Genomic DNA, 12,896 nt, shown 5'->3' with positions numbered 1-12,896 from the left:
CATGCGTTTCGGCTGTCATATCAGTATTCGAGGCGGTTATGCGGAAGCGGCAAAGACGGCGGTAAAGCTAGGAGCTCAGTCGTTCCAATATTTCCCCAAAAATCCGCGAAGCTTGACCATAAAGTCGTTTAACCGCCAGGACGCCGAGCAGTGCGCCCGGTTTTGCCGCGAGCACGGCCTGCTCAGCATCGCTCACACTCCTTATCCGACGAATCTTGCCGTAGGCCCGGGCGAGCTTCGGCAGGCAACGATCGCCTCGCTTCGCAACGATCTTGAGATTGCTGACGCGTGCGGCTCGGTCGGCGTCGTGGTCCATTTTGGCAAATATAAAGGGGATGACCCGTTACAAGGCTATAAAAATATTATACAATGTATGAATGAAGCGCTTGCCGGCTATACGGGCCGTTCGCTGCTGCTGATCGAGAACCAGGCGGGCGAAGGGACCTCGATGGGGACGACGCTTGAGGAGCTCGTGCAAGTGCGGAATCTTTGCGCTTTTCCGGGGCTTGTCGGCTTTTGCCTCGATACGTGCCATGCTTTTGCCTCGGGCTTGTGGCCCTCTTCCAAGGACGGTTGGCCGGAGCTGGAACGGCATGCGGCAGCGACCGGTTATTTGCAGCACCTCCGGGCGATTCATCTGAACGATTCCGTGTACCCGCGAGGCGCGCATAAAGATCGGCATGCTATGATCGGCCGGGGCGAAATCGGGGAAGCCAGGTTCGCTTCGCTGCTGCAATCGACTGCGCTTAAGTCGATGTCCGACCTTCCGGCGGTGCTGGAAACGCCTGTCCTGCAGGGGAGCACGCACGCTTCGGAAATTCGATACGTCAAGGAGCTGAGCGAAGGGTGATTCACGTTTATTTGGACGATTATCGCGCTTGTCCTAAAGGATTCGTACCTGCCCGTACCGTGGACGAATGCTTACTGCTGCTGCAGGAGTGCGAAGTGGACGTGCTTTCGCTCGACTACGACTTGGGCTGGGGACAGCCCAACGGACTGGAATTGGTTCGGGCGATGGTAAGCGCCGGTTTATTTCCACAGCGCATTTATTTGCATACGTCGAGCGATGCAGGCCGTCAGCAGATGTTTCAACTGCTGTATGCAAGCAAGCCAGAGCACGTCCGGCTGACGAACGGTCCGATGCCTTCCGGGATGCTTATGGAAATTTCTGAAACTGTAAAAGAATAGGTTGTGGTTCAACATGACGATGGTCTTATCCTTGCAAGATATTCATTTTATCCGCGAAGACCGGCATATTTTGTCCGGGGTCAATATCGATATTCGCCAAGGGGAGCACTGGGTCGTGCTCGGCCGGAACGGTTCGGGTAAAACGACAGTTCTGGAGCTGATGAACGGCTACGAGTTCCCGACCCGAGGCAAAGTGCAAGTGCTCGGCAATACATACGGGCAATGCGACGTCCGCGAAGTCCGCAAGCAGATCGGTTATATCAGCCAATCGCTGTATGAGAAACTAAATGCCGGGGACCCGGTGTGGGAAGTGATTGCCACCGGCGAATTCGGTTACTTGCGTTTTTACGAAGAGATTCCGCAGTCCGCCCGCGAGAAGGCGATCGGCATGCTGGAAAAGGTGAAGCTTGCCCATTTGGCCAATCAGCCGCTTGGTACACTGTCGCAAGGCGAGCGGAAAAAAGTGATGCTGGCGCGCGCTTTGATGACAAATCCGTCCATTCTCATTATGGACGAGCCATGTTCGGGTCTCGACTTATACGAGCGCGAGCGGCTGCTGGAAAATGTCAACGTGCTCGGCGGCCAGCAAATGACGGTCATTTATGTCACGCATCACATCGAAGAGATCATTCCGCTTTTCACGCACGTTGTGCTGATCGAGCAGGGGCATATTATTGCTTCCGGCGCGAAGCGGGACGTGTTGACCGAGGAAAATCTGGCAAAGGCGTATCAAGTGCCGATTCGGATCGAATGGTCCGGAGACCGGCCTTGGATTAAGGTGCTGTGATGACTGTGATGAACGACTCGATATTTATCGGCACGTCCAACCGGGGATTTGCCCAGCAGGCGCAAGAAGAGCTTCGGCGTCTGCTAGGGCAGTCGGTTAAATTTGAATGGCTGGCTCCTGGCGAAGTGTTCGTATTTACATCCGAATTTGAGAGAAGCGATACGATTGGCCGCATCCTGGCGCAGGAACCCGTATTTCTGCGGCATATGCAGCCGGTCGATGCGACGCAACCGTGGAGTGGTACTTTCGATCATGCGATTCACTATATTCATGAGATGCTGGTCGCTGCGGGAGCGTCGGTAAAGCAGATGAACGTAGCGGTACAAGCCAGAAAAGCAGAAGGGGAAGCTTTAGCGAGCCTATCCCTGCCGTCGGTTCGCTCTTCTGTTGAAGAGATACTGGCAACGGTTTTCGAGGCGAACCCGGTCTCGCGCGATGCGGACTTGATCCTATCCTTGTATTTCACGGAAGCTAAGCTATATTTCGGTTTGTCCCGGCCTCAGGACAATTTGTCCGATTGGTCCGGCGGAGCCATCCGCTTCCGCAAGGAGGAAGGACAAGTGTCGCGGGCCAAGTTCAAGCTGCTGGAGGCGGAGCAGGCCTTCGGCCTGGATTTGTCCCAGTACCGGTCAGCGCTCGATATCGGCGCTGCGCCGGGCGGGTGGACGTCGTTGCTGCTGGAGCGTGGACTTCGGGTAACTGCGGTTGACCCGGCCAAGCTGGACGCGACGCTGCTGCGTCATCCGCAGCTTACGTTTTTTCAGAAAAAGGCGGATGAGGTTTCGTTTGCAGCAAATGCATTCGACCTGCTCGTTTGCGATATGAGTTGGAGCCACCGGCAAATGGCCAAGCTCGTCCGGGGGCTGTTAGGCGCGCTGCAGCCGGGTGGAACGGCTGTTATCACAGTGAAGCTGATGCACAAGAAGGCGTTTCAAACGATTCGCGAAGTGGTGAGCGATCTGGCTCCGGAGCTGGAGCTTCAGCAAGCGAAGCAGCTTTTTCACAACCGCGAGGAGCTTACGCTGTTTTTGATGAAGCAAGTGTGACCGGTTTTTCTGGCAATGCGAGCCGAAAGGAGTCTTGCGAATGTCCGATGCGATTTTTTGGAATGATTTGTTTTCCAAGCTGAGACCGGAGCAGGTCAAGTACGATATGTGGCTGGAGCCGTTCATCGGAGGCCTTGATCCGTCCGAAACCGGTCCCATTTTGGATCTCGGCTGCGGTGCGGGGAACGATACGCTGTATTTAACGGAAAAAGGCTTCTCCGTCATCGCTTGCGACCTTTCGGCTGAAGCGCTAATGAGGGTACAAGAGCTCGTGCCACAAGTTAAAACGGAGCAGCTTGATTTGCTGCAACCGTTGCCGTTTCCGGACGGTTCGGCGCAGGCTGTGGTGGCGGATTTAAGTCTCCATTACTTTTCTTGGGGCGATACGAAGCGAGTCGTCGCAGACATTTCCCGGGTGCTTCGGACGGGCGGGCAGCTTTGGTGCCGGGTCAATTCGACGAAGGACTTCGAATACGGCGCCGGACAAGGAAGGCTGATCGAGCCGAATTATTACGAACGGGACGGGAAGCGCAAGCGTTTTTTCGATGGTCCGCAGTTGGAACAGCTGTTTCAGGAATGGCACATATCGTTTCTACAGGAACAAACCATGAACCGCTATGACAAGCCGAAGGTCGTCTGGGTAATGGCGGCAACTAAGCCCGAGCTTCGTTAGACAGCCATTCAACGGGGCGATTTGGAAGCTTAGATAGGGTGGCAAGCAAAGCCGAAACGTAATTTTTGCCCCGGACCCTTGCGTATCCCATTTTTTATGCTATAATACGGTTAATTGCATATTTACAAAAGCGGAAGCACCGCTGACCAAGGAATGGATTTCCTGTCAGTGTGTGCTTTTTTTGTGTTTCTAAGGGGGAATTTGAGAACGTGTGATCTATGAAGTACAGGGAAGAAGTATCCAGTAAAAGGAGATACCGCAGGAATAAGCTTGACGCACAGATACGAAGGAGGGGGGCCGTCGGTGGCTAAAATTATGCTGGTGCTGTTGGACGAGGACGCTTATTTTGGCGAGATGCTGTCTGCCTACGTTCGCTCGTCCGAATATGCGGAGCGGTTTAGTATACGCGTGTTTACGTCGATGGACGAAGGAGTCCGGTTTGTAGAACAAAACAAAGAACCGCTGATTATTATGGTGCACGAATCGCTTATGCCGCTGCCTGACGCCGTGTTTGGGCTTAAACCGGGGTGTACGGTCATGATCAGCGATTCGGCAAGAGAGGGCGGACTGCTCGAATATCCGATCATGTTCAAATACCAGCCGCTCGACAGGCTGTTATCGGGCATTACCGCGCATTATAACGAATTTTGCGCAGGTGAGCCGTTGCGGGGGAACCGGGGAGCGAAGACGGTTGCCGTTTATTCGGCCGTCGGCGGAGCGGGCAAAACGGTAACGGCCGTTCATTTGGCGTATCAGCTTGCCCAGCAGGGGGAACGCGTCTTCTGTTTGGGGCTGGAACTGCTCCCGTCCCGCGCTTGGTATGTCCAGGATGGAGCGGATGAAGCGGAATCGTTTTCCCAGCTTTTATACTATGCCAAAACGGCTCCGACGCTCATTTCTTCCAAGCTGGAAGGGCTCAAAAGAAAGCATCCCGACTGCAAATTTGATTACGTTCCTCCGTCAATGCACCTGAAAGAACTGGCGGAGATGGAGGCGTCCGATCTAAAGCATATTTTGCAAGGGATCGAATCTACGAGGATGTACGACCGTATCGTAATCGATTTGGACTCGATGCCACATGCGGCGACAAGGGAGGCGCTTCAGGCGGCCGACCTCGTTCTATGGCTGCTGCTGGACGACTGCGTACATTTGAGCAAAAACGCCGAGCTGCTCCGAAGCTGGACTGCGCGGGAGCGGACAACAGACTGGCTGCATCGGGTGCGGTTCGTCCATAACAAAAATGCCGGACAGACGGTGAACCGGTTCGAGACGTACGGATTTGCACATAGCAGCGAACTGCCTTACGTCCCCGAGTGGAAAGGCGTCGGGCGCGTGGAGGACATGATGTCGCCTGTCTTTGCCTTGGCTGCTGCCGGCTTGGTTCGAGCCGGTGAGGAAGGGTCGCGGTATCGATGAAGGATATCACGGTAAAGCAGCAGATCAAACAGCGCGTACGGGACAGCTTGGATTATGGAAATGCCTTGTCAGACGAGCAGCTCATGGAGCAGATTGAGCAAATCGTGTTTGCTTACTCCAGGGAATCATTTTTGACTGCGGGGCAAAAGCGGACGTTGGTGCAAGAGGTGTTTCACTCTTTCCGTGGGTTGGACGTGCTCCAACCGCTCGTCGACGATCGGACGATTACTGAAATTATGATCAATTCCCATGACCAGATCTTCGTTGAAAAAGACGGGCGCGTGCTGGAGACGGAGATCCGTTTCGAAAGCAGGGAAAAGCTGGAAGATACGATTCAAGCGATCGTCGGCCGGGTCAACCGAATTGTGAACGAGTCGACTCCGATCGTCGACGCGCGGCTTGCAGACGGCTCCCGCGTCAATGTTGTCCTCCCGCCAATTGCGTTGAAAGGTCCGGCGATGACGATCCGGAAATTTCCGGAAAATCCACTAACGCTGGACGATCTGATTGCACGTCAGGCGCTCTCGCGCGAAGCGGCACAGCAGCTTATTCGCTTCGTCAAGGCAAAATACAATTTGTTTATCGGAGGGGGAACAGGTTCGGGGAAAACGACATTTCTCAATGCGCTGGGACAATATATTCCGCCGGACGAACGCGTCATCACGATCGAAGATTCGGCCGAGCTGCAAATTCGCGGCGTTCCGAATCTGGTCAGCCTCGAAACCCGCAACGCCAATACGGAAGGAAAAGGCGGAATCACGATTCGCGACTTGATCCGGTCATCGCTGCGGATGCGGCCGAATCGCGTCATTGTCGGAGAGGTTCGGGGCGCGGAAGCTTTGGATATGCTGCAGGCGATGAATACCGGTCATGATGGATCGTTATCGACGGGTCATGCGAATTCGGTTCAGGATATGCTGAGTCGTTTGGAGACGATGGTATTAAGCGGGGCCAGCCTGCCGGTCGAAGTCGTACGCAAACAGATCGCATCGGCGATCGACGTCATGATCCACTTGACCCGTCTTCGCGACCGTTCCAGACGGGTAACGGAAATTACCGAAGTTATCGGGGTTGAGGAAGGGGAGGTGAAGCTTAATCCGCTTTATCGGTTCGTGGAGACGGGCGAGACGCCGGAAGGCAAAGTGATCGGGCAGCTTGAGCCTACCGGGAATGCTATGGAAGGGACTTGGAAGCTCGAGATGGCGGGCTTGATCTAACAGGACAATACCAGGAAAGGGGGAGGATATCGAACATGATCAAATCGGCTTTCGGCCGTTTGCGCGCCTTTGCGGGGTTGTCTTTCGGCACGAAGCCGGCGCCTGCGGCTTCCAAGGCAAAGCTTCCGGATTATAACGAATACCAGCTAACGTGGGGACAAAAGGCAACTGCTATCTTTTTCGGCGCAGCCGTTATGGCGGGGATTGCTATGGTGTTTTATAAAAACCCATTGATTGCCGGGCTGTTTTCCTTAACCGGCTTTTATTATCCGGTGATGCGGTGCAAGGCCATCATAGCCAAGAGGAAAGCGCAGCTAAAACAGCAGTTTAAACAAATGCTAGCTTCGTTGGCCTCTTCCATGGGGGCGGGCCGCTCGATCGAATCGTCTTTTACGGAGGCGCTCGACGACTTACGGCTGCTGTATCCCGATGCCGGAGCGATGATTGTGCGTGAGCTTGAACTCATCATTTGGCGGCTGCAAAACGGAGAAACCGTGGAGGCATGCCTGCTCGACTTCAGCCGTCGGGCCCATATCGACGAGATCGGTCAGTTCGCGGAAGTATTCGTTATATGCAAGCGGACGGGCGGCAGTCTGGTTCAGGTGGTTCGGCGAACGGCCGTCATTATCCAAGAAAAATTGGATATCGAACAGGACATCCAGGTGACATTGGCCCAAAAGAAATTCGAATCCAAAGTGCTTACGGTTGCGCCCGTCATTCTCATAGCAGCGCTCGCTTGGATGACGCCGGATTATATGGAACCTCTGTATGAAGACGGCGGCGTGCTGATCATGACCGGTGCACTTGGGGTATTGTTCGGCTGCTTTGCCTTGGCGCAAAAAATTATGAATATAAAGGTGTGAAGCAATTTGTGGCTGCTCGCGCTATTGCTGTTGGAGCTGTTCACCGTTGCCGGTGCAGCTTGGGCAGGATTTCCAAAGTATGCTCCATGGGTCCGCGACGAGCGAGGTCTTCCGCGTTCCGATGCTTTCTTTTGGCTCGCTCCTGCAAGCTTATGGTTTATGGACCGGACCAAGCTTGCCGATCGATTATCCGAGCCGCTCGGCAAGGTGCATCGCGTCATGATAGGACTGCACGGTGCGAAGCTGGCGATCTCGGAAACGAGATGGTTTGTAGCCAAGGCGCTTATTATTGCTTACGGCCTGCTTATTTTGAGCACGATGGCCGGTTTGGCTGCAGGAGAAGCGGAGATGCTGGTTTATAGCCTGCCATTGACCATCTTTGTCCCGTTTCTGATGTACAAACAAGCTGCCGGGGAGCTTAAACGTAAGAAACAGTCCATCTTAATTGAGCTTCCGGAAGTTTTGAACCAACTGATGCTGTTGGTCGGCGCGGGCGAAACGGTACCGCAGGCCCTGATACGGATTGTGAAAGGAAAAGAGTCTGTCAGCAGTCCGTTAATGGCCGAATTGAAGGAAACCGTTCACGCCCTTAAGGTGAATGTGTCCTTTTCCAAAGCGATGGAGGACTTCAGCAAGCGGTGCGCAATGCAGGAGGTTTCACTATTTACGACAACGCTGCTATTGAATTACAAGCGGGGCGGCGACGAACTGGTAATGGCTTTGAGGGAACTGTCCGTCAACCTGTGGGAGAAGCGTAAGGCACTTGCCAAAACGCTAGGAGAGGAAGCCGCCTCCAAACTGGTGTTTCCGATGGTCATGATATTTTTTGTCGTCATGGTTATGGTAGCGGCTCCTGCTTTAATGATGATGAACTAATCGAGTAACAGACATAGTTTTGCGACAATAAAGGAGGAAAAAGGAATGGAAGCTTTGAAAACGGCGTGGCATCGGTTTTGGAAAGAAGAAGACGGACTTGGTACGCTTGAGATTTTGCTAATCATTGCGGTGTTACTCATTATTGCAATTGCTTTCCGAAAGTGGATCACGAAGTGGATGGAAAGTTTGTTTAACGATGCCAGTAAAGAAATAAAGGATTCCAAAAATGTAAATATCGACGATAGCAAGTTAGGCACGCCCTGACCTTGGCATGATGACATGATAGTGTTTATGAAATTTATCCATAAACGGTTGTTCGTTATAACGATCCGCCGATTCTTTGTCGGTCATTCCGGTCAATTTACGATGGAGGCGTCCTTGACACTTCCTATCATTTTAATCGCGACTTTGCTGCTTATTTTCTTATCGCTGTTTGCCTATCAGCAAGCTTCCGTTCATTATACGGCGGCATTGACGGCGGATCGGACGGCTTATATCTGGGACAATAGCAGAAAAGATCCGGTCACCGGATCGGTTGGACTGGGGCAAACGGATGGCTTGTACTGGCGGCTGACGAACGACCACGTGATGAATTTATTCAGCTTTTTGCTCCCTATCACTCCGGCTTCCGTTCAGCTTCCGGTATCCGGCCAAGCAGCCGGTCAAAACGGTCCTATAGGCAAGCTGTCTCGAGCCGCTGACAGCCTGCCGGGGCAGTTGCGTGGAGAGATTGATTATACGAATCATGGATTTCTGCGCTATGTTCGCGTCGTCTTGGAAAAAAAGTTTCACGTTCCTTCCTTTGCACGGAAATGGTGGGGCAAAGAGGCTGATGTGGAGACTTCGTCCCAATCTTACGTGATTGACCCGATCGAAACGATCCGGCTGACGGATCTGACCCGAACTTTTATTGGCGAAATTCAAGGGCGAATCAAGCCGAAGGATGCTTTGAAAACGATGGTCGACCCGAAGACCTCGGTCAAAGAACCGGTAAAAATCACCTCGGAAATTGAAGCTGCAGAGCATTTACGCGGCTTGGTTGGCGGGATAAGCAAGAAATTTAATTTGACCCCCGAAACCGTCCGGGTTGTCGATGCCTTGGACTCTTCCGGCGTGGCGCATCAGGCCTATTACACCTTTAATGAAAAAAATTTGCGAGAGCAGATGGCAAAAGACGCAGAGCTGCTGAAGCAGGGCACTCAAATTAAAGGCGTGGTGTGGCATTTTTTCAAGGTGTCGAAGAACGACAAAATGAAGCTGACTCAAGGGTTAAAACGTGAGCTGGAACAAAAAGGAATTGTTGTCGTGCTTCATGAGTAACGGATGGGGGAATCCGGAGGTGAATGTTTGAGGAGGTTGCTAAAGCTATGGAAGGAACAAAGCGGTGCCGTATCCATTTATTTGATCATTATTCTTGTTCCTTTGTTTCTGCTGTGCGGGCTGCTGATCGATGTCGCAAGGTGGAAGACCGCGGATAAGGAAGCCGAGAATGCCGTAAAATCCGGGGTTCGCTCGACACTTTCCGCTTTTTCTCCGAAGCTCGCAGCCTATGGATTGTTTGGTACGGACCTGACCGGTAGCAAGGGGGACGAGATTTTCAAGCAAACGGTAGCCGGCAATTTGTCCGGTGCTGCGGAGCCTGGTCAATTCCGTTTTATTGATCAACGTTTGGAAGAGGATTCCGCAAAGGTAACACCGATCTTCGCCTTATCCAGTCATACGATCTTTAAGCAGCAAATATTGGAGGAGATGAAGTACCGGGCTCCGATGATTTACGCGCTTGAACTGACCGACAAATTCAAAAAAACAGGCCTTGATACCAAATTGAATCAAGCTTCGAAATTCGCGGAAAATGCGGTTAAAGTCGAAGAGCTGCTAGAGGAACGCGATCGCAGACTGGATGAAGCATGGGACGCCTTTCAGGCGATACGCCAAAAGTCTGAAGTGCTGCACCCCCATTATGATACGCAGCTTCGCGATTTGAACGCATTAAGTGAGAAAATCGGCATCCATACGCTGGAAAATATACGGGCCTCGCTCCAGTCGGCGCAAGCTACGCTGAAGGTGCTAAACGACCAAATCAAGCAAATCGACGGTTCGATCATGTCTTTGATCCAAGGCGGCATAGGTGCCGCCGATTCGATCCGGCAGTTGAATCAGACGAAAAACGAATTGCAGCGTCAAGCGGCGGAAGCGGGACAAAAAGTAGAAGAGTTCCAACATCTGTTGGACGATTTTACCAAATACGCCGCTCTGCTCGGATTGTTGAAAGGCGAGGCAGCGCTCGATGATGCGGTGCTCTCCAAACTTAAGGATGCGTTCTTGGAAGCGATGAAGCTGGCTAAAAAAGCTAACGATGACTTGAATACCGAAATCAGTAAAGTTCGGCAGCCTAATGGTTCGGGTCAGCAGCTAAAGGCCGAGGATGTATTCAACTTTGTGCAATTAATCGACCGCCAGGAATTGGAAGAGTGGGAAGCGGGAGTAGGAACGGCGGTAGCTCAGTTTTCCAGCGTACGGGTTCAGCTTGAAGATAACCTCATGTTTACGAAGCAAAAATATTCTATGACTATAGCGGCATTGAACGGATTCAAAACGAAAGTAGATGAATGGTACGCCAAACAGAATAAGGTACAAACCGAGCGTCAGAACAAAAATAAAGCGACGGCGGCGGCTAAGCGAGAGCAAAGGGCCAAAGCGCAGCCGATTCTGGACGAGTTTCGGCGAACGATCGGCAGCTGCTCTCTTGTATCCAATGTCGATCCGTATGAGGAGAGCTACCGCAAGCTTCAGGGCGATCCGAAGACGGCTGGCAGCAAAGGCTTTTATCAGACGTATTTGGAAATGAACCAAGCTGCTGGGGCAATTTCTCCTGTATCTGCTATTAATTTGAAAACACCGGATCAGGCCGGGTCGAGCTCTTTGAAGCTGGTTTCTGCATTGGAAGGGGTGTTGACGGATGTGCGTGACGAGTTTTATATCGATGAATTTGCAGTCAGCAAATTCAGTTATCGTACACTTGGCTTGGAAAAAGATGCTTCCGGCCGGCCCAAAACCTCCAAAGAGCTATCCAATCCCGCAGGTCATGCATTGACCAATCAGGAGGTTGAATATTTAATTTATGGTTCAACTACTTGCAGCGGCAATTATTCGTCGGCGTATGCGGAGATGTTCGCCGTCCGGCTGGCGATTGGAACGACCGAAGCGCTGCTTGAGCCGCGCAATGAGGTGCTTGCCGCCGGTTCGCCGCTTCTCGTCTTGCTGGCTGCGGTGACGGAAGGCGCAATTCGGGCGCAAGCGGACATGATGAAGCTCGTTCAGGGCGAGCAGGTGCCGCTGTCCCAGAAATTGAGCGGAGTAATTACGTTAGGATATAAAGATTATTTGAGATTATTTCTGCTGCTTCATAGCCGTGAGTCGGTTCTGTTGTCCCGAATGCAGGCGCTGATCGAATTAAACACACAACAGAAGCTTTACCAAATGACTACATATGTTTCCGGTGGTGTTACCACCTCGTATCGGCTTTGGTTTTTGCCGGCAATCATGAAAATGGTGGGGAAAAGCGGGTTCTCCGGTTGCGAGGTAAGCGGTAATCGCTGCCGAATGACCAAAACGGCAGACTTTACATATTAGGAGGCCAGTATGTTGCGATGGACGAAAGAGCAGAGAGGAAGCATCACTCTTGAAGCGGCGCTTGTGATGCCTTTTTTTCTGGCATTTCTTCTGCTGCTGATTGCGTTTATTCGCGTATCGTTGGCCGAGATGGCACTGCAGTCTGCCGTCTCGGAATCGGCTAAAGTCATTGCTGCCAACATGTACCCGGTCGAGCTGTTGTACCAACAGGGGCAAGCACGATGGCAGAATAGCCGAGCCAGTGCCTGGTTGGGTAACGTGGTGACCCAACTGGAGACGGCCAGACAAACGGTCATCGATTCCGAACAATTCGTGGAGGACTACGGCAAATGGATTCCTGAGCCTATGGTTCGTTTGGTCGCTTGGGAAAAAGAGCATAGAGAACAGCTGGAAGAGCTTGGCAGCTCGGCAAAGGACGAAGCGAAGAAAAAGGTGGAACAGAAGGTGGCGGAAGCGGCAACGCCAATTATTGCCTCATTTGCCAATATGGGAAGCCTTGATCGACGTAAATTCAAAGTCACCTCTTTTCATTTTCCAAGCTTTGACGACCGGGAGAAGGCTTATGTTGTTATCGAAGCGCAGTATGAGTACACGTTCGCAGTTCCTTTTTTTAAGAAAACCGTCATACTTCGAAAAAAAGCGCAGGAGCGCGCATGGATAGGGGGATAAGCATGCTCGGTATTTGGTTTGCTGCGGTAATGCTGGCCGTTGCGTTCGTGACGGACATCACGAAACAAAAAATTCCGAATTGGCTTACCGTTACGGGGGCAATTTCCGGATTGATTTTTCATTTGGTCACGACCGGTTGGAACGGGCTGGCGTTTTCCGCTGCGGGACTGGCCTGTGGCTTTGCTCCGATGCTCGCGTTATATGTACTTCGCGCAGTCGGGGCCGGAGATGTCAAGCTGTTTGCTGCGTTGGGAGCCTTTACCGGGGCTATATTCTCCCTCTACGCTATGGCAGCCTCGCTCATATGCGCCGGTCTGATCGCGCTGCTTGTGCTGTTATGGCGCAGCGACGGCGTTCAACGGCTGACCCATGCGGGATTTTTACTTATTCAGCTCGCGGCGTTCCGCAAGCTGTCTGTATTAAAGTCCGATCCCGCATCCGACGGTCGGCTCCGTTTTCCATTCATGTGGGCAGTGCTGCCGGGCGTCATGATTACGATCATTCAATGGGAAGCATTAGGGGTTTAAT

At 52.4% G+C, this 12,896-nt stretch carries 14 protein-coding genes; all 14 read left to right on the top strand.

All coding sequences use genetic code 11. The annotated features are described in order from the left end of the window. Window position 1: 1 nt before the first annotated feature. The 14 genes from PEL01S_RS15650 to PEL01S_RS15585 all read left to right on the top strand — a co-directional run bounded on the left by PEL01S_RS15650 (window position 2) and on the right by PEL01S_RS15585 (window position 12,895). The gene (locus PEL01S_RS15650; RefSeq protein ID WP_127460943.1) at window positions 2-850 is read left to right on the top strand and encodes a deoxyribonuclease IV; all 849 of its coding nucleotides are present in this window, start codon (window positions 2-4) and stop codon (window positions 848-850) included. Next, complete coding sequence (locus tag PEL01S_RS15645; protein WP_127460942.1) at window positions 847-1,188, top strand: cyclic-phosphate processing receiver domain-containing protein; 342 nt, start codon at window positions 847-849, stop codon at window positions 1,186-1,188. The genes PEL01S_RS15650 and PEL01S_RS15645 overlap by 4 nt, the downstream gene beginning before the upstream one ends. Window positions 1,189-1,201: 13 nt before the next feature. Next, window positions 1,202-1,975 carry an ABC transporter ATP-binding protein gene (locus PEL01S_RS15640; RefSeq protein WP_127460941.1) on the top strand — a complete coding sequence of 258 codons (774 nt, stop codon included), beginning with the start codon at window positions 1,202-1,204 and terminating at the stop codon, window positions 1,973-1,975. Then, window positions 1,975-3,021 (top strand): SAM-dependent methyltransferase, encoded by a 1,047-nt coding sequence (locus tag PEL01S_RS15635; RefSeq protein WP_127460970.1) that lies wholly within the window; start codon window positions 1,975-1,977, stop codon window positions 3,019-3,021. Before PEL01S_RS15640 ends, PEL01S_RS15635 begins: the two co-directional genes overlap by 1 nt. Window positions 3,022-3,061: 40 nt before the next feature. Then, a complete protein-coding gene (locus PEL01S_RS15630) occupies window positions 3,062-3,694 on the top strand; it encodes a class I SAM-dependent methyltransferase (RefSeq protein WP_127460940.1) in 633 nt (210 codons plus the stop codon). A 303-nt stretch (window positions 3,695-3,997) separates the two neighbouring features. Continuing rightward, entirely contained in the window at window positions 3,998-5,110 is a 1,113-nt protein-coding gene (locus tag PEL01S_RS15625; RefSeq protein ID WP_127460939.1) for an AAA family ATPase, read from the top strand. After that, window positions 5,107-6,327: a TadA family conjugal transfer-associated ATPase gene (locus PEL01S_RS15620; RefSeq protein ID WP_127460938.1), complete on the top strand. Its 1,221-nt coding sequence runs from the start codon at window positions 5,107-5,109 to the stop codon at window positions 6,325-6,327. Before PEL01S_RS15625 ends, PEL01S_RS15620 begins: the two co-directional genes overlap by 4 nt. A gap of 35 nt (window positions 6,328-6,362) precedes the next feature. After that, complete coding sequence (locus PEL01S_RS15615; RefSeq protein WP_127460937.1) at window positions 6,363-7,190, top strand: type II secretion system F family protein; 828 nt, start codon at window positions 6,363-6,365, stop codon at window positions 7,188-7,190. A 6-nt stretch (window positions 7,191-7,196) separates the two neighbouring features. Next, window positions 7,197-8,066, top strand: coding sequence for a type II secretion system F family protein (locus tag PEL01S_RS15610; RefSeq protein ID WP_127460936.1), 870 nt, complete (start codon window positions 7,197-7,199; stop codon window positions 8,064-8,066). 45 nt (window positions 8,067-8,111) lie between these two features. Further along, the gene (locus PEL01S_RS15605; RefSeq protein ID WP_063180500.1) at window positions 8,112-8,330 is read left to right on the top strand and encodes a Flp1 family type IVb pilin; all 219 of its coding nucleotides are present in this window, start codon (window positions 8,112-8,114) and stop codon (window positions 8,328-8,330) included. A 114-nt stretch (window positions 8,331-8,444) separates the two neighbouring features. Next, on the top strand, window positions 8,445-9,386 hold the full coding sequence (locus tag PEL01S_RS15600) for a hypothetical protein (RefSeq protein ID WP_239551111.1): 942 nt from the start codon (window positions 8,445-8,447) through the stop codon (window positions 9,384-9,386). 27 nt (window positions 9,387-9,413) lie between these two features. After that, window positions 9,414-11,699 carry a hypothetical protein gene (locus PEL01S_RS15595; RefSeq protein ID WP_239551113.1) on the top strand — a complete coding sequence of 762 codons (2,286 nt, stop codon included), beginning with the start codon at window positions 9,414-9,416 and terminating at the stop codon, window positions 11,697-11,699. A 9-nt stretch (window positions 11,700-11,708) separates the two neighbouring features. Further along, window positions 11,709-12,368 carry a TadE/TadG family type IV pilus assembly protein gene (locus PEL01S_RS15590; protein WP_127460935.1) on the top strand — a complete coding sequence of 220 codons (660 nt, stop codon included), beginning with the start codon at window positions 11,709-11,711 and terminating at the stop codon, window positions 12,366-12,368. A 2-nt stretch (window positions 12,369-12,370) separates the two neighbouring features. Continuing rightward, window positions 12,371-12,895: an A24 family peptidase gene (locus tag PEL01S_RS15585; protein WP_127460934.1), complete on the top strand. Its 525-nt coding sequence runs from the start codon at window positions 12,371-12,373 to the stop codon at window positions 12,893-12,895. The last annotated feature ends 1 nt before the right edge of the window (window position 12,896 follow it).

Origin of the sequence: Paenibacillus elgii NBRC 100335 (assembly GCF_004000865.1) — a bacterium.
Classification (GTDB): domain Bacteria; phylum Bacillota; class Bacilli; order Paenibacillales; family NBRC-103111; genus Paenibacillus_G; species Paenibacillus_G elgii.
This window is presented reverse-complemented; position numbering and strand designations above follow the sequence as displayed.

Bases quoted from the DNA above. Each gene is read 5' to 3' on its own strand.
- PEL01S_RS15650 (WP_127460943.1), top strand. From the start codon at position 2: ATGCGTTTCGGCTGTCATATCAGTATTCGAGGCGGTTATGCGGAAGCG.
- PEL01S_RS15640 (WP_127460941.1), top strand. From the start codon at position 1,202: ATGACGATGGTCTTATCCTTGCAAGATATTCATTTTATCCGCGAAGAC.
- PEL01S_RS15635 (WP_127460970.1), top strand. From the start codon at position 1,975: ATGACTGTGATGAACGACTCGATATTTATCGGCACGTCCAACCGGGGA.
- PEL01S_RS15630 (WP_127460940.1), top strand. From the start codon at position 3,062: ATGTCCGATGCGATTTTTTGGAATGATTTGTTTTCCAAGCTGAGACCG.
- PEL01S_RS15620 (WP_127460938.1), top strand. From the start codon at position 5,107: ATGAAGGATATCACGGTAAAGCAGCAGATCAAACAGCGCGTACGGGAC.
- PEL01S_RS15615 (WP_127460937.1), top strand. From the start codon at position 6,363: ATGATCAAATCGGCTTTCGGCCGTTTGCGCGCCTTTGCGGGGTTGTCT.
- PEL01S_RS15605 (WP_063180500.1), top strand. From the start codon at position 8,112: ATGGAAGCTTTGAAAACGGCGTGGCATCGGTTTTGGAAAGAAGAAGAC.
- PEL01S_RS15590 (WP_127460935.1), top strand. From the start codon at position 11,709: ATGTTGCGATGGACGAAAGAGCAGAGAGGAAGCATCACTCTTGAAGCG.
- PEL01S_RS15585 (WP_127460934.1), top strand. From the start codon at position 12,371: ATGCTCGGTATTTGGTTTGCTGCGGTAATGCTGGCCGTTGCGTTCGTG.